Source organism: Pseudoalteromonas ostreae (genome assembly GCF_018069805.1).
GTDB classification, from domain to species: domain Bacteria; phylum Pseudomonadota; class Gammaproteobacteria; order Enterobacterales; family Alteromonadaceae; genus Pseudoalteromonas; species Pseudoalteromonas ostreae.
This window is the reverse complement of record NZ_JAGPYN010000001.1, coordinates 41,724-57,631: the sequence shown is the minus strand read 5'-3', so window position 1 is coordinate 57,631 and position 15,908 is coordinate 41,724. Positions and strand designations below refer to the sequence as shown.

13 protein-coding genes and 3 pseudogenes are annotated in these 15,908 nt (G+C 41.6%); 4 read left to right on the top strand and 12 right to left on the bottom strand.

The features are described 5' to 3' along the window. Positions 1–80: 80 nt before the first annotated feature. Positions 81–1,193 carry an arginase family protein gene (locus J7338_RS00250; protein ID WP_210794489.1) on the bottom strand — a complete coding sequence of 371 codons (1,113 nt, stop codon included), beginning with the start codon at positions 1,191–1,193 and terminating at the stop codon, positions 81–83. 428 nt (positions 1,194–1,621) lie between these two features. On the opposite strand from J7338_RS00250, the gene udp reads away from it, so the two are divergent. Then, entirely contained in the window at positions 1,622–2,377 is a 756-nt protein-coding gene (gene udp / locus J7338_RS00245; protein WP_210794487.1) for a uridine phosphorylase, read from the top strand. Here udp and cdd read toward each other — a convergent pair. The 4 genes from cdd to J7338_RS00225 all read right to left on the bottom strand — a co-directional run bounded on the left by cdd (position 2,358) and on the right by J7338_RS00225 (position 7,545). Beyond that, a complete protein-coding gene (gene cdd / locus J7338_RS00240) occupies positions 2,358–3,284 on the bottom strand; it encodes a cytidine deaminase (RefSeq protein ID WP_210794485.1) in 927 nt (308 codons plus the stop codon). The two genes, udp and cdd, sit on opposite strands and share 20 nt — an antisense overlap. A gap of 48 nt (positions 3,285–3,332) precedes the next feature. Beyond that, entirely contained in the window at positions 3,333–3,710 is a 378-nt protein-coding gene (locus J7338_RS00235) for a hypothetical protein (protein WP_210794483.1), read from the bottom strand. 359 nt (positions 3,711–4,069) lie between these two features. Beyond that, entirely contained in the window at positions 4,070–6,715 is a 2,646-nt protein-coding gene (gene ppc / locus J7338_RS00230; RefSeq protein ID WP_210794481.1) for a phosphoenolpyruvate carboxylase, read from the bottom strand. A gap of 665 nt (positions 6,716–7,380) precedes the next feature. Beyond that, the gene (locus J7338_RS00225) at positions 7,381–7,545 is read right to left on the bottom strand and encodes an aminopeptidase P family N-terminal domain-containing protein (protein ID WP_228732889.1); all 165 of its coding nucleotides are present in this window, start codon (positions 7,543–7,545) and stop codon (positions 7,381–7,383) included. Positions 7,546–7,673: 128 nt separating this feature from the next. On the opposite strand from J7338_RS00225, the gene J7338_RS00220 reads away from it, so the two are divergent. Continuing rightward, on the top strand, positions 7,674–8,525 hold the full coding sequence (locus J7338_RS00220; RefSeq protein ID WP_210794479.1) for a GNAT family N-acetyltransferase: 852 nt from the start codon (positions 7,674–7,676) through the stop codon (positions 8,523–8,525). A 345-nt stretch (positions 8,526–8,870) separates the two neighbouring features. Here J7338_RS00220 and J7338_RS00215 read toward each other — a convergent pair whose 3' ends face one another. The 6 genes and pseudogenes from J7338_RS00215 to J7338_RS20700 form a co-directional block, all read right to left on the bottom strand. Further along, on the bottom strand, positions 8,871–10,094 hold the full coding sequence (locus J7338_RS00215; RefSeq protein ID WP_210794477.1) for an FG-GAP repeat protein: 1,224 nt from the start codon (positions 10,092–10,094) through the stop codon (positions 8,871–8,873). Between the two features lie 125 nt (positions 10,095–10,219). After that, positions 10,220–10,306: pseudogene (locus J7338_RS21085) on the bottom strand (transposase); the annotation flags it as partial. A 262-nt stretch (positions 10,307–10,568) separates the two neighbouring features. Then, positions 10,569–11,207, bottom strand: a complete 639-nt coding sequence (locus J7338_RS00205; protein ID WP_210794475.1) for a DJ-1/PfpI family protein — start codon at positions 11,205–11,207, stop codon at positions 10,569–10,571. A 171-nt stretch (positions 11,208–11,378) separates the two neighbouring features. Further along, the gene (locus tag J7338_RS00200; protein ID WP_210794473.1) at positions 11,379–12,047 is read right to left on the bottom strand and encodes a GntR family transcriptional regulator; all 669 of its coding nucleotides are present in this window, start codon (positions 12,045–12,047) and stop codon (positions 11,379–11,381) included. A 79-nt stretch (positions 12,048–12,126) separates the two neighbouring features. After that, positions 12,127–12,829: pseudogene (locus J7338_RS21080) on the bottom strand (aldehyde dehydrogenase family protein); the annotation flags it as partial. Beyond that, positions 12,818–13,136: pseudogene (locus J7338_RS20700) on the bottom strand (proline racemase family protein); the annotation flags it as partial. The pseudogenes J7338_RS21080 and J7338_RS20700, both read right to left, overlap by 12 nt. A gap of 90 nt (positions 13,137–13,226) precedes the next feature. On the opposite strand from J7338_RS20700, the gene J7338_RS00185 reads away from it, so the two are divergent. Beyond that, a complete protein-coding gene (locus J7338_RS00185) occupies positions 13,227–14,444 on the top strand; it encodes a M24 family metallopeptidase (RefSeq protein ID WP_210794469.1) in 1,218 nt (405 codons plus the stop codon). Between the two features lie 16 nt (positions 14,445–14,460). On the opposite strand, the gene J7338_RS00180 is transcribed toward J7338_RS00185, so the two are convergent. After that, complete coding sequence (locus tag J7338_RS00180; RefSeq protein ID WP_210794467.1) at positions 14,461–14,919, bottom strand: patatin-like phospholipase family protein; 459 nt, start codon at positions 14,917–14,919, stop codon at positions 14,461–14,463. Between the two features lie 210 nt (positions 14,920–15,129). On the opposite strand from J7338_RS00180, the gene J7338_RS00175 reads away from it, so the two are divergent. Next, positions 15,130–15,789 carry a DsbA family oxidoreductase gene (locus tag J7338_RS00175; RefSeq protein WP_210794464.1) on the top strand — a complete coding sequence of 220 codons (660 nt, stop codon included), beginning with the start codon at positions 15,130–15,132 and terminating at the stop codon, positions 15,787–15,789. The last annotated feature ends 119 nt before the right edge of the window (positions 15,790–15,908 follow it).

Here is a 15,908-nt window from a genome sequence, read left to right as displayed (position 1 = left end):
TTAAATATAACGGCAAATAGCTAATTTGTGAATTTAAAAAGCAGCATACTGTGTATGCTGCTCATATTAACCATTATTAATTATGTGCGGTTCATGGCATTAATTAAAAATGCTGAAATTTTTGCACCTTCTCTAAGCGTTGTATCTGAACTCGATTGACCAACCAAAGAGCTATCCGTAAATGGAGCGATTTCCATCATATCAGCGCCGGTGATCGGAAATTCATCTGCCAATGCAACCAAGATATCCAAAGCATGCTGCGGCGTTAAACCATTCCCTTCAGGTGTGCCTGTTGCTGATGCAAACTCTTCATCTAGGGCGTCAATATCAAAGCTGACGTAGAGTTCATCAACATTGTCAGCTTTAAGCTGAGCAATGACTTCTGCGGCAATTGCTGGTGCGCCTCGTTCGATGATCTCATGGGCCCAATGTTGTTTAACGCCAAAGGTAGATTCCCAGTGCTGTTTTGGTTTACCGCTTGAGCGGATACCAAACTGGATAAGATGATGCGGTGCAGGTAAAAACTCCAATATATGCGTGCACCAAGAGCCAAAGCATAAATCGATACCTAAACGCTCAACCAGTAAGTCGGTGTGCGCATCAAAATGAATAATTGCCGTGCGCTTGCCCTGCTCGCGCTTGGCCTTTAAATACGCTTTAGTTAATGGGTAACTAATGGAATGATCGCCACCAATACCAAAAATTCCTTTATCTTTAAAGGTCGCGTAAAAGCTATTGCACACATCTTCGGTAATTGATAATGGACTAACGTAATACTCACTATTTGGATTGTCATATAATGCCTTTTGGCAATTACTGATAGTCGCGTCGTTTAAATATTTATCATGCAATAAATGTGGGATAACCCTTACATCCCCTAAATCAAATGACTTAGCTTGAGGCTGTTGATCAATCAATGTTGAGCGTAAAAACAATGGTCCCCAGTTGGCACCACGTAAAATACCACCACCACAGTCAGAGCTGATACCTAAAGTCACCGCTTTATGCTCACTTTTACTTAACGTATCAAGTGATTCACGCCATAATGTATCGACGTTATCTTCTTGCCCATACAGTTTCATTCGCAGTGCCGCTTTACGTTCTTTTGCCGTATTAACCGTAAAAACGCCATCGCCCGGTGGACATAAACAGTGTTCAACTTTACTTTTAAATGTCTGCCATTGTGTGCTCATTGCAATTCCTTACTGTGTGCTTTTGCGTAGTTATGCAAAAGAGCGTTGTTGAAAATAAAATTAATAAAAGGTTCACGCGCCGGTTTTCACTCGCAATTTCATTACCCTCGTCGCTTTAGCTACATTTTAAATAGCTATATAAACCTCAAAAATAACAATTGGTTATATTTATTTACCCAACAACGTATCAATTAAAATAGAGTGCCTACTACGATTGATATAGTGTCTACGAATACAAGTCAACTATCAGCGATGACACAAATTTAAGTGAGCTGCTTGAATATTCAAAGAGAATGAATAAATTTGATAACGGACATCCGTCCTGTACAAGGCAAAGCATTGTGGTAATTATGCTAAATTGACAACAACTCTTTATAAATTAGCGTCATTACTGGCGTTAGAACAAAAGTTATAAATAAGGCCCCGCTATGGAAAAGGTATTTCACTTAGGACTCACCCGCGACGATCTACACGGCGCAACACTTGCGATTGTTCCGGGCGATCCAGATCGTGCAGCACGTATTTCAACTTTTCTCGAAAACCCGACTTGCCTCGTCCAAACCAGAGAGTTTCATGCTTACTTAGGTCAACTTAATGGCCAATCTGTAGTTATTTGCTCAACCGGTATTGGCGGCCCTTCAACTTCTATTGCAGTAGAAGAGCTAGCGCAATTGGGAGTTGAAACATTCTTACGTATTGGTACAACTGGCGCTATTCAACCTCATATTAATGAAGGTGATATTTTAATCAGCCAAGCATCTGTGCGTTTAGATGGTGCGAGTCAACATTTTGCGCCACTTAACTACCCTGCTGTGTCTGACTTTTTCGCCACTCAAGCGATGGTCAATGCATGCGGTAATTTAGGCATCGATTTTCATATTGGTATTACTGCATCAAGTGATACCTTCTACCCTGGACAAGAGCGTTACGATACCTACTCAGGTTATGTACCAAAAGCGTTTCAAGGTAGTTGTGAAGAATGGCAAAAATTGGGCGTAATGAATTATGAAATGGAATCTGCAACCTTATTTACTATGTGTGCAGCACTAGGTCTAAAAGCCGCCTGTGTAGCGGGTGTGCTGGTTAATCGTACTCGGCAAGAAATCCCTAATGTAGATCACGGCGAGATTGAGAAAAAATCAGTCGCCGTGGTGCTTGAAGCCGCTAAACTACTGTTGGTTTAATACACAATGCTAAACTAATGCTTTGCAGTACTGGCAATTCAGGGTAACTTGCCAGTACTGCTTGACTGACACTTAACTGATTTTCCTTGCCCTGTGTTTGTAACAGCTCAATCCCTTGCACTACTTCTTTATTCATTAATAAACCGGCCAAATGTAGCTGACTTATCGCGCTTTGTAGTGGCGATAAACTTGGGCTATAAGCGGCATTTTCTGCATAGCAACCATAAAAATCGCCATTGTTAAAGGTACTAATTTTAACTGCACTGTAATTTTCAGAGTAAGGCACATACGCACTCAGTGCGCAATCGAGTAACTTAGCATCAAGCTCCGCTCTTGTAACAAACTGATGCTGCTGTGGTGCAGGATTAAACAAACTATACACATTGCCCAAATCATTAGGTCCAAACGCACAAGGTAATAGCTCAGCCAATTTAAACTGCTGCTTTGGCAATAAAATATCAAAGCTCTGTGCATCTGCGAGCTCATTCATAAATTGACGACAATAACCGCAAGGCGCATCACTAATGGCGATTTTGACAATTTTTTTCGCACCGTTGAGCCACGCATTATTAATAGCAGATTGCTCTGCATGCACTACCAAGCTTAGTGCTTGCTGGGAAAATTCAACATTCGCACCAAAATAAAAATGCAGCTCGCCTTGTGAGTCAAGACCGCACACTATTGCACCCACAAAAAACTGGGAAATAGGCGCAACGGCAAACTGTGCCGCGATAGGAAGACAAGCACGCAATATTGCATCCACTGGCTGGTCATACTGTTTACACAGGGCTGCCACATCAGAGCTGGGTAAAATACCCACATGATGCTTTATTATAAGATACAACTGTTGTTGTTGCTCAGCACTGAAGCTAAAAGCAGTGCCTGCTTGAGTAAGTGTTGTAGGCATAGACTAGTTTCATAATTTAATGGCCAACTAGTTTAAAATGTTCAACGCTTAAATACTAGGTTGATTTACTAACCAATTTTTCGCGCTGTTAACACAATCAAAGTTTTCTGCTTTCATATCAATGCGTTGTGCTTTTTGTAAGAATAAATCATGCATAAAACCATCAAAACTAACGACGCGAGCAATAAAGCAGCTAGCTAACCACTTTGACACTGCTGGCATAATAATCAGTAGCTCACTAGCCGGGAATTTATGTGTTAATTCAGAAACATCAACGAGTAATTTATTACTGCCGTAAATCGAAACATATTGCTGAGCAATTTGATAAAAATTCATCACATCCTGTGCACTTGCCGTCCCTCTGAGCGTCATCATGATTAATGACGTAGATGCATCATAAGTGATGCACGTTGACACATTTGACATATCACTGCTCGATTATTAATACATTTACCATAAAAGGTATAACAGCCGTCATTCTAGATAAAAAAAATGAACAGTCAACATCTAACAGTAAAGCAGGTCTGACCAGAGATTAATACGGAATAAAGGATGGTTTTTATCACTAAAATAAATGCCAATTGGTATATTGGCTAAAAGAAGCTTAATTTGAATAACTAAGCGTTTAATACAATTAATTATCATCTGTTCAGCAAAATATGCGCCGCGTCTTTACTAACTTAAATTAGTATCAACAGCGGCGCACAATTTGTTATCACTTTAGTCGTTGACTGATCTCAGCTGCAAAACAGTATCTAGAGGTTTGATATTTAATCAACTCACAATCAACCAGTGTTACGCATGCCCGCTGCAATACCTGTCATAGTGATCATTAATGCATTATCAATATCCCCTGAGCTGCCCTCTACCGCCTCGCGTGAACGCTTAAGTAACTCAACTTGCAGAACATTAAGCGGATCGGTGTACGGGTTACGCAGACCAATAGATTCTTTGATCCACGGTTGATCGGCCAGTAAGCTTTGCTGCGGGCTTAGCGATTGCACTAATGTAATAGCTTGTTTAAGCTCTTCGCGAAGTTTATCTCCCAGTGGCTTATATTGCTCTTCAACCAGGGCATCGTCATAATGCGCACTTAACCAGCAGTCCGCTTTACTGAATACCATTTCAAGCATTTCTAAACGGGCACGAAAAAACGGCCATTGTTGACTCATCTCATTAAGAGTGCCTATGCCATGTTTTTCAAGTGCAGCTTGTAAACCAGTTAGTGCCCCAAGCCATGCTGGTAGCATTAACCGGTTTTGGCTCCATGCAAAAATCCACGGAATAGCCCGCAGGCTTTCAACGCCACCATGTGGATTTCGTTTTGCAGGACGAGAGCCCAAAGGTAATTTCGATAGCTCCTGCTCCGGTGTGGCCATTCTAAAGTAAGGGACGAAATCTTCATCAAAACGCACCACGCTACGGTAATGCTCACATGATTTTTCGCTGATCAGCGCCATCACATCACGCCACTCATCTTTTGGCTCTGGCGGCGGCAGTAAGTTACTTTCAAGCACTGCGCCAGCGTAAATATTTAAGCTTTCAAGCGCAACATTTGGCAAACCAAATTTAAAGCGGATCATTTCCCCTTGCTCTGTTACACGCAGGCCGCCTTTGAGAGAACCTGGGGGTTGCGAACGTAGGGCTTGCGCAGCAGGTGCGCCACCACGGCCAACTGTACCGCCACGACCGTGGAATAATACCAGCTCAATACCACGTTGCTCTGCCAATTGTACAAGCTTATCCATTGCCTCGTATTGCGCCCAACCTGCAGCCATCATCCCAGCATCTTTAGCTGAATCTGAGTAACCAATCATGACATTCTGTATGCCCTCTGCTTGGCCACGATACCAATTATTATCTAACAATTGAGTGATAACATCACTGCCTGCATTTAAGTCATCTAAGGTTTCAAATAATGGGGCAACTGGCAGTTTAAAACTGCAGCCGCTTTCTTTAAGTAACAGTTGAACAGCTAATACATCAGACGCTGTGCGCGCCATTGAAATAATGTATAAACCAAATGTAGAGGCATCTTGCTTGGCGATCACATCAAAGGTGTCGAGCACTTCTTTAACGTCTGCACTTGGTTGCCAATGCTTTGGAATAAGCGGACGACGAGAATTAAGTTCTGCCAGTAAAAATGCTTGTTTGTCTTCTTCTTGCCATTGGTCGTAATCGCCTAAACCTAAATAACGAGTTAACTCAGAAAACACACCACTGTGACGCGATGAATCTTGGCGTACATCTAATTTAGCTAAGCGGATACCAAAACTGTTAATACGGCGCAATACATCAAGCAGTAGACCATTGGCAACCACGCCCATGTTGGTTTTTAGCAATGAACGATAACAGGCTTCAAGCGGTTGCTTTAACTGGTTAATGTCAGTCACCACGTCTTGTGCATCTGTGCGCTTATTCATTATCTTAGCGCCAAGGTGAGCAACGGTTTCGCTCACTTGTGCTTTGAGTACTTTTAATACCGCACGATACGGTTCAAAATCTTGTCCAGCGAGCTCGACTAGCTCATTACTGGCTTGTGACATAGAAAGCTCAGTGCTTAAAGTGTCGATATCGCGACTGTATAAATCAAGTGCCATCCAACGACCATGATCTAGTACCTGCTGAGTCACTTGTGCAGTTACAAACGGATTACCATCGCGATCGCCGCCCATCCAAGAGGTAAACTCAACAGGACTGTAATCATTGGGTAACTCTAAATCCAAATGCTGTTTAACTTCTTTCTTAAAGTCACGTAAAAAACGCGGTACTGCATGCCAAAGGCTGTTCTCGATAACTGCAAAACCCCATTTGGCTTCATCAATTGGGGTTGGCCGTGAGCGACGAATATCATCGGTGTGCCATGCTTGGCTGATCAACTGTGCAATACGGTTTAATATATTTTCACGCTCATAAGGCAAATTATCGGTGCGCTCAAGCGTTGCTAAACAATCACTTAACTCTACATGTTTATTGATAATGGTACGACGCGTTACTTCAGTGGGATGCGCGGTTAACACCAAATTGATATGCAGCTTTGCGAGAGTGTCGGCAATTTGATTTGGGTTTACTTTACCGGTTTGCGCCTGACTAGCCAGTGCCTTTAAAGTTTGCGTCAGTGGGCTTAATTGGCAAAAACCCACATCATTAAAACGTGAGATAGTATGAAATTGCTCTGCAACATTGGCTAAATTTAAAAAGTGGTTAAAAGCACGAGCTACCGGTAGTAACTCTTCATCGGTTAAAGCATGCAAAACATCAATTAGGGCTTGGCGGTCTTGCTCGTTTCCTGTACGTGATGATTTAGCTAAAGCTCGAATTTCTTCTACTTTATCTAAAATCGCTGGTCCTTGGGCGTCTTTAATTGTTTGGCCTAATAATTGGCCCAATAAATTAACGTTCCCACGCAAGGCGGCATATTGTTCACTCATTCCTGATACTCCGTTGTTGATATTTATACCATAAAGGCATTATTAATAAGCGATGTACGATGTTAAAATGTGGAGTGTGAGATGTGCTAAAAATCGACATTTTGCTTACCTTTATATTTGTAAGACACTATTAATATCATCCTAGCGGCTAATTTAACAGAGCCAAAGCTTATTCTATTTCGTAACAAGAAATAATGTACCGATCAATTTAAATATGATTATGATCATTTCTTACGATCTAAGCTGCCCTTTGTACACCACATAAATACAGTTGTAAAAAGCCACTGATAAGCATATTTAGAAGACATCAATGCCGCTAACTTTGAGCAACTTTTTAACCATATTAAACGCCAATAAGCTCAGGCTTTCTTACATGGCCAGCAAGACAACGGCGAAATGATTTATGGCTTAGATGTTACTTTTGCCGCATGGCAAACCGTTGGCCGCCATAAAAATATTGATAAACTGGGTTTGCAGTTAATAACCGGTTGGTGTAATTAAAATATCGTCTTCTAGGCGTACTCCGCCAAAATCGGGGATGTATATACCCAACCTCTAACACATGGCTATCATTTTTATTAATAAAAGGGGGTTTGTGTAAAAATAGCCCCAAACCGTGACCAAGCCCTTGCCCTGCCCACTTTGCCAAAACCATGGCATTCTACTTAGGCTCGCTCAAAATAGCGATAATCAGTAATAAATACACAGCTTATTTGCGTCACTATTGCATACGCGGCATTTCCACTAAAACCACTTAAATAGCGAATATTCTCATGGCCTAATAGTAAAATGACGGTTAAATTTTCGCTTGCTAACGAGACGAAATACAGACTAAAAGAGAGTTAATTATTGAAAGTTTTATTGATACAAAATAGTTGTTCTATTTATAATCATCATCTTAAATTTATAGCTGTTACATTAAAGAACTGCATCGATAGAATAACTAATAGGGATTAACATGCAAGATCAAGCATTCACTATCAAAGTAATGACAGAAAAAGAAGTGAATATTGCCATTGATTGGGCAGCACAGGAAGGTTGGAACCCCGGACTTAATGACGCTCATAATTATTATCAAGCAGATCCCAATGGTTTTTTAATAGGTTACCTTGGTGATGAAGCGATCGCTACAATTTCAGTTGTAAAATACAATAGCAGTTTTGCATTTTTAGGCTTTTATATCGTTAAACCTGAATATCGTGGCAAAGGTTACGGCACGCAAATTTGGCAAACTGGTCTTGCCTACCTTAAACACTGCAATATTGCGCTTGATGGTGTACTAGAACAGCAAGAAAATTATAAAAAATCTGGATTTAAACTGGCTTACAGTAATATCCGGTTTGAAGGTAAAGCTAGTAGCTACGCCCCTAAAAATGAAGCAATTATAACGCTATCAAGCTTACCATTTGATGATATAAAAGCCTACGATAGCGCATTCTTTCCTGCTGATAGATCTCATTTTACCCAAAGCTGGATCACCCAACCAAACAGTAAAGCATTAGGCATTTTAGATGATGGTAAACTAGCTGGTTATGGTGTGATCAGAGCATGTCGCGAAGGTTTTAAAATTGGCCCTCTCTATGCGAACACACCTCAATTGGCAGAGTCGCTACTTCTAGCACTAAAAGCATCAGCAGCCCCTGGGGAAATGATTTATCTTGACGTACCAAACGTTAATCAAGCTGCCCTCGCATTAGCAAAACGCCATAATATGACATCCGTATTTGAAACAGCAAGAATGTATACACAGCAACAACCTAACATCCCTTTAAATAAAGTGTTTGGTGTAACCTCTTTTGAAATAGGCTAAACCTAGAGCATATTTATAGCCGCGAGTTTACCTCGCGCAGCTTTTTCATAAATTTCTTCCCAAAGAAGAGAAATGAAAACTTTACGGCAATAATCCAATTCACCACATTTAGCTAGCAAAAGTTCCGAAACAGGTATGCGCTCAAGCTTACTGTACCCATACCAATCGATAATACTTCGATAGTAGAACGTAATTTCAGTGTCACCAAAATTTTCGTAATTATTGATTTTTTCAAGAACCATTTCATCGCAAAAAGTGTAACCATACTTTATTTCACATTAAGCATGGGTTGTTTTCATCCTTTACTGTTACAAGTGCTGTGTTGTTTAGAAATAGAGCAAACACTTAATCAGCCAAGTCAAGAATATAAGCAGCACCCGATTTATTGCCATTGTCGTCGCGATGAGGAGCCGCAATAATTGCGGTGTTGTCTGTAAGGGCAACATTCCAACCAAATCTGTCTTCTGGCAGCCCACCTGTTGCTACTATTTTAGAGGCATAACGCCATTGACCCAGTTGCTTTTTGAACACATACAAAGCACCTGCATTTTGGCCATTTTCATCATGGTGCATTGCGCTGATTAAAGCAGTGTCTTTATTTAACGCCACCCCTCGAGCGAACCTATCATCAGCTTTACCATCTGGTGCGACTAATTTTTGTGCTTGAGTCCATATACCTTTTGTTCGCTCAAATATATAGGCTGAACCCGCATCTGTGCCAACGCCCTCGATATCGTCTCTTCTAGCTGAGATCAATGCAGTATCGCCAGACAATGCCACTCTTACGCCAAAAATATCCGTGTTTGCGCCATCTTTAGCCATAAGCTTTGCTTGTTGGTGCCATTGTTTACCGTTAAATACATATGCATAGACGGCACCCGCTTTTTCTGCTTTTTCATCATTTAAGTCAGCACCCACTAAAACGGTATCACCGTCAATCGCAACACTTATCCCAAACAAGTCACCTTCTGCTCCATCTTTTGCGGTGAGTTTGGCTTGAAATTGCCAAGAGTTATTGTCTCGTACGTAAAGGTAAGCCGCGCCTGAATCTTTCAACGGTGCGTCACTGTGGGGCGCACCAATAACAAGAAAACGCTCTGTAAGCGCAATACTTTGCCCAAAAGCGTCGCCAGATTTAGCATCGTTAGCAGTTAAAATTTGCTTTTGCGACCATAAGTTTGCATCTTTCTCAAAGGCAAATACGGCGCCAGAGTCTTTGCTCTTGCCATCTCTTTGTGACGCCCCCAACATTGCTAGATTGTTTTTTAGTGCCACATTACCGCCAAGCGTGTCTTCAGTATATGCAGGGGCGGCGACTAATTTTGCCTGCTGTTGCCAGCCTGTAGCGCCAAGAGAATAAACATAGGCCGCTCCGGAGTCTTGATTATTATTTACATCAGCTTTAAACGCCCCCACTAAGGCTGTTGTACCGTCTATCGCCACACTGAAGCCAAAATGATCTTCAGCTTTTGCATCATCAGCCAACAATTTATGCTGCTTGGCATTGCTTTGACAAGTGACTATAACTGTAAAGCAACATAAAAATTTTAAAATAGACTCGAGTTTCATCAATACTTTCCGTGTGTTAGTTAGGTAGCTATATTATGACCAATCTATTCAATTAGTCATTGCTTTGCAAGGAGTGCTTAAAGTCGTGAAAAATGATAATTTGAGTGGCTGCCCGCGTGTTTTCTCGACAAATCGAGTTTATTTTCGACAATATAACAAAGCGCATACTCAAATGTACCTGGCAATATTTGCTCAGCAAAATTGATTGGAATGAATTTATTTTGGCAGGATAAGTCAGGCTTGACTCCTTACCCAACGAAAGAGCCATAACGATTTACCGAGGGTGAATAATACCTATTAGATCACAGTACCCCAGTCGATTCAAGGTTAAAAAACAATCAAGTAAAATGTGTAGAATCAGTTCCTAAAAAGAGTAATTCTACAGCCTCAACGCCGCGTTAAGGTGTGAGTAACGCAATGCCAAAGCTCCTGCATTGCACCTTAAACACCAACGCAAATTAAAAATGCCAAGCGTTACGAATCACTCTTAAACGCTTTGTTATGCGCATTTTTCAACTCTGCTGACTGAATAGTTGTGATAATGAGCTCTTCAAAAAGTTCTAACTGCCCAGCTGGAATTAATTGATTCTGAATAGCTTTTCGTTTACCTGAGTCAAAAAGCCGCTCTGCCACCCAACCAATGAGATACATCAGTGAAAGACAACCTCCGGCAGTGGCTATGTTACCTTCTACTACTAAAGGCAGATCCTGAACGTCTCCTCCCATCTTTTGGAGAACACTTTTAGCATCTGGATTAGTTGTTAATGGCTTACCTTTTAGTAAACCGAGCTCATGAAGGATGAATGAACCAGCACAAATCGAGCCAATTAGCTGTTTGTTTGGGTCAAGGCTCAACGCTGACATAAATTCAGCATCTTTCATCGCTGCTGGAATACCACGTTTACCACTAGTGATAAGAACGACATCTTGGTTCGTCACCTCTGAAATATGTCCGTCAGTTCTAACTTTCATGCCAAGGTGGGAATGATGTTCCGGTTTAGTTCCCAGTATACTGACAGTCCAACTATCGGTTGTCCTCCCAAGCAAGTCATACATAAGAAAAAAGTCTACATCTGTGAAATCATCAAATATAACAACGCTAACTTTGTACATAAATTTCTATTCCTTTCGCTGACCTCATGAATCGCATAATTTTATAGTGCGCTCGTCGCGCATATTTCTGCCGAAGCCACGCTCATGTATATAATAAGTATATTTTTAACAAATAACGTAACGCGCTAAAGCACATTATATAAAATGTGCTACCAAGGGACTTATTTAAAACTACCTTTTTTCGTCTTCTATTTTAAGTAACAGCTTTTTAATGTCGTTTTTGGCGCCCAATATATGTTTTTTTAAGAAGTCACAGGCTTTTTTTGTGTCTTTTACGCGGCAAAGCTCTAGTAAAGTTCGGTGCTCTTCGGGGGCAGTAGTCAAGCCACCTGCAAGTAAAATATGCATGCGTACGTAACGTTCTGAGTTTTTACTGTACATATCAACCAGCTCACGGGTTTGCGGGCGTTGTGCGCGGCTGTATAGTTTGCCATGAAAACGGCTATTTAAACCCCCTGTGGCTAGGTGGGTGTCACCCGCATCCATGGCGCTTTCAAGCTCAGTTAAAATAAGCTCAGCGTCGATTAAATCTTGATCTGTTAAGCCATCTATTGAATGGCTTAGTAGCTCAGCTTCAAGCAACGCTCTTAAATCAAAAATTTCATCAATTTGTGATGCTGAAAGTTCTGTGGCCGTGGCCCCCTTGTGTGCTTCGAAGTTAACAAGCCCTTCGGCTTCAAGCTGCAATAGAGCTTCACGCACAGGAATACGGCTTACGTTCATCTCTGTTGCCAGTGCCGCTTGACGTAAAGGTTCACCTGCTTTAATTTCACCAGAGAGAATTTTTGCGCGAATTGCTTCTGCGACCAATTGGGTACGGGTTTTGTGCTCGATAGCCATGGTGATCCTGTTACACTGCATTTAGAATACATTATACTCAAGTTCACTCATATGCCAAGTTAGAATCTGCCTGAACCCTTTATAAATAGGGGGTAAGCGAGAAAATACAATCTGTAAATCCCGCCCAATAAAACCTTAATGCTTGATAACAAATTGGTCGCATAAATAGTAACATTGCATTTGTGCACACCGTGGTACTACGTACATCGGTTGAGCTTGGAAATGGCCCACGGTGGTTCATTGAACCACACACTTCAACGCCTGTTGGCAGCTGATTTTTTATCAAACGGCCTACTTTATATTGCAGTGCTTCGATAAGGCTATTCGCTTTATTTAAATCAGCGTCAGTGCTATGAACACTGGCGGTTAACTGCCCTTGCAATTGATTTATCAATGTCATGAGCTGGTGTTCACTAACCAAAGCCCCTGGCTGGTACAAAATTGCCCGCCCCCATAAGCATTGATTGGCAAAGTGACTGAACTATTTATTCACTGTGTTCAATGGCTTTATTAGGTAAAATAACTTGTGGGTTAATACTGCCTAACTCGCCATAAAATGGCGATTGGCTCTTCACGCTTCGCAATCGTTGCTAGCAGTTTGCTTGCCACATTAAATAGCCGGTAAAGCCAACCGCTTTTATTGCCGACGCAGCAACTAACTGGTGCGATATGTCATACGCTTTGCTTTGTACCATCGCATTTACTCCTAAAGGCATCACACATTCTTTAATAGCTGCAAGCGCTGCGGCGGTATCGCCACCAAGTGCTGAAAAGGCATATGGGTCATCGTCATCTACTGTAACCTCGCTTGTGCGTCACCCTAGACCAGCCTTGAATACTTGGTAAAATAACTGCTACGCCTGCGATTTTTGTTACTTTTTCAATGCAACCAATAAACTGACTACCAAGATAACTTTCGTGAATAAATTTTTGCCCTTGAGTCAACTGCCCGTTGGCAAATAGCTGTGCCATTCGGGCGCTAGTACCAGTCCCACATGACGAACGATCAATGGCTTTGTCTCCATAAAAAACAGCATTTGCTGCATCTGAATTGGCATTTTTTGGTATGCCTGTCCATAAAACATGGCTTTTATTGTGTTAGCCGTTTTTCAACGCAACCCGCTTGCAGTAAAACACAGCCACACGCACAATAGCCGCATATAAATAAAGGAGAGCACCATGACAACATTCGGAATTGGTACGCAAACTAAAGAACAAGCACTTGCCAGTTTAAGCAATATGACTGACGACTTAACCCCTATTCAGGCTGATGAGCATTTAGCGCGTATTGCCAAAGCACAGGCCTATATGCAAGCTAATGGTATTGATGCCATCTACTTAAATGCGGGTACCAACCTAACCTACTTTACTGGCATGCGGTGGTACGCCAGTGAACGACTAGTGGGCGCTATCTTACCCGCCAAAGGTGATGTGCAATACATAGCACCGTATTTTGAAATTGGTTCGCTAAACGGTTTTAAAGTCATCGATGGTCCTATTCGTGGTTGGCAAGAGCACGAAAGTCCATATGAGCTCTTTGTACAAATAATCACTGAAATGGACATTGCGGCTAATGGCACAGTAGGAATTGATGAAAGCGCGCAATTCTTTATTTTTGACGGTATAAATAAAGCGCAAACGGGCTTAAACCTGATCAATGCCCAACCTGTCACTGCGCACTGCCGTATGCATAAATCAGCAAATGAATTGGCGCTGATGCAACGTGCTATGGACATGACGTTAGCGGTTCACCAAGCAACTGCAAGTATGTTACACGAAGGGATCAGCACGAGCGAAGTTGAAGCATTTATCAAGCAAGCCCACCAAAAAGTAGGTGCTCCAGGTAACTATTTTTGCATCGTACTATTTGGCGTTGCAACCTCGTTCCCACATGGCGTGAAAGACCCACAAATTCTTAAAAAAGGCGATATGGTACTGATTGATACTGGCTGTAAAGTACACGATTACTTATCAGACATTACCCGCACCTATGTGTTTGGTGAGGCCACAGAGCGACAACGCCAGTTTTGGGATTACGAAAAAGCCGCACAAATTGCCGCGTTTAACGCCGCTAAAATCGGTGTTTCTTGTGAGGCCGTTGATGATGCAGCACGCAGTTATTTAGCTGCTCAAGAATTAGGTCCTGAATACCAAACGCCAGGATGCCCGCACCGCACCGGCCACGGTATTGGTTTGGATATTCACGAGTGGCCTTATTTAGTCGGTGGAAACAAAACCCCGCTCGCAGCAGGTATGTGCTTTAGTAATGAGCCAATGCTAGTTGTGCCAAATGAGTTTGGCGTAAGATTAGAAGATCACTTTTATATGACCGACAGCGGCCCGAGGTGGTTTACTGAACCTGCTTATAGCATTGAAAACCCGTTTGGTTTGGGTTAAAAACCTCACGATCGGCTTACATGGCTGATCGTGTGAGTAACTCATTATTTTCGCACCATTGATTTGGTGCTTTTTCCAGTGTTGCTTTATCTGCTACACGCACTTTTACACATTGTGTGTCATCAGGTAATTGCTCTTTTTGCACAATTGAAAAAGCGCCTTGTCTTTGAGCAGATAATTGATATTCATATGCCTCATCACTTCCTTCAAATAAAGCAGTAAATAAGCCACCAACAAGTGCCCCAGCAATCGTACCTGAAATCATATCTTTATGATTGCCGTCTAACTCTTCAATAACACCAACGCCTGCTCCTACTATCATGCCATTTTTGACCTCTGACGATAACTGAACGCGCTTTGTGGATTTAACGTGCGCATAAAATTCGGTGACCATTATATTTTCCTCAGCACGGTCAATACCAGACCCTCCAGCACAGCCTGTTAATAGTAGTAAAACGATAAATGCCTTGTTCATATTATTACCCTTTTAATAGAGTTGTTTGTCTAATAATGAGTTTATTTAGTTTTACAATAAAAACTGTTCAAGAGTGTTTTAAAACTGTAAGAAACTGTACAATAAATACAGTTAACCCACCTTAATTGACTATCTTCGCCGTGCTACCTTGATCTTTGTGCTGTGTGCCTGCATATCATCACTATATTATTGTGTAAAACAGGTTCACTCATGAACAAGCTTAAAATCGACATCGTTTCAGACGTTATGTGCCCATGGTGCATTATTGGTTATAAAAACCTTGAAACCGCATTAGCGCAATTGAGCGATAAATTCGCAGCAGACATCAGCTGGAAACCTTTCGAATTAAACCCTGATATGCCTGTTTTAGGCCAAGATTTAAACGAGCACCTACAACAAAAATACGGCCTGAGCGAACAGCAAGGCGATGAAAACCGCCAACGTATTTTAGAGATGGGTGAAAAAGCAGGCTTTGATTTTAACTTTGACGGCAAACGCATCATGATCAACAGTTTTGACTTACATCGACTACTCACTTGGGCTGCCAGTGAAGGTAAGCAAACCGAACTAAAACTAGCCTTCTTTAAAGCGCACTTTACTGATTTAGTTTATTTAAATGAGCAAGATACATTGCTTGATGTAGTGCAAAGTGTGGGCCTTGATAGAGCCCGTGCGAAACAGATTTTAGATTCAGGCGAGTATTTTCAAGAAGTACGCAGCGAGCAAAATGCACTACAACAGATGGGCATTACCTCAGTGCCTACTTTTATTATTAACGAGCAATACGCCCTCACTGGCGGCCAACCAAGTGATGCATTTGTGCAAGCATTTAAACAAATCGCCGAGCAAGAAGCGCAACAACAGCAATAAAGTTAAAAGCCAGGTAGCGCAAGGGTTGCGTGGCTTTAATCATTTAAATAACTAAAGCTATAACTTTAAATAATGTCAATCCACTCGTTAGTTTTAGCTATTAAAAAGCGACAAGAGTT

Excerpts from the sequence above, each read along its gene's own strand:
- J7338_RS00250 (WP_210794489.1), bottom strand. The coding sequence starts at position 1,193 with ATGAGCACACAATGGCAGACATTTAAAAGTAAAGTTGAACACTGTTTA.
- J7338_RS00205 (WP_210794475.1), bottom strand. The coding sequence starts at position 11,207 with ATGTACAAAGTTAGCGTTGTTATATTTGATGATTTCACAGATGTAGAC.
- J7338_RS00185 (WP_210794469.1), top strand. The coding sequence starts at position 13,227 with ATGACAACATTCGGAATTGGTACGCAAACTAAAGAACAAGCACTTGCC.
- J7338_RS00215 (WP_210794477.1), bottom strand. The coding sequence starts at position 10,094 with ATGAAACTCGAGTCTATTTTAAAATTTTTATGTTGCTTTACAGTTATA.
- J7338_RS00200 (WP_210794473.1), bottom strand. The coding sequence starts at position 12,047 with ATGGCTATCGAGCACAAAACCCGTACCCAATTGGTCGCAGAAGCAATT.
- J7338_RS00180 (WP_210794467.1), bottom strand. The coding sequence starts at position 14,919 with ATGAACAAGGCATTTATCGTTTTACTACTATTAACAGGCTGTGCTGGA.
- cdd (WP_210794485.1), bottom strand. The coding sequence starts at position 3,284 with ATGCCTACAACACTTACTCAAGCAGGCACTGCTTTTAGCTTCAGTGCT.
- J7338_RS00175 (WP_210794464.1), top strand. The coding sequence starts at position 15,130 with ATGAACAAGCTTAAAATCGACATCGTTTCAGACGTTATGTGCCCATGG.
- udp (WP_210794487.1), top strand. The coding sequence starts at position 1,622 with ATGGAAAAGGTATTTCACTTAGGACTCACCCGCGACGATCTACACGGC.
- J7338_RS00235 (WP_210794483.1), bottom strand. The coding sequence starts at position 3,710 with ATGTCAAATGTGTCAACGTGCATCACTTATGATGCATCTACGTCATTA.
- ppc (WP_210794481.1), bottom strand. The coding sequence starts at position 6,715 with ATGAGTGAACAATATGCCGCCTTGCGTGGGAACGTTAATTTATTGGGC.
- J7338_RS00220 (WP_210794479.1), top strand. The coding sequence starts at position 7,674 with ATGCAAGATCAAGCATTCACTATCAAAGTAATGACAGAAAAAGAAGTG.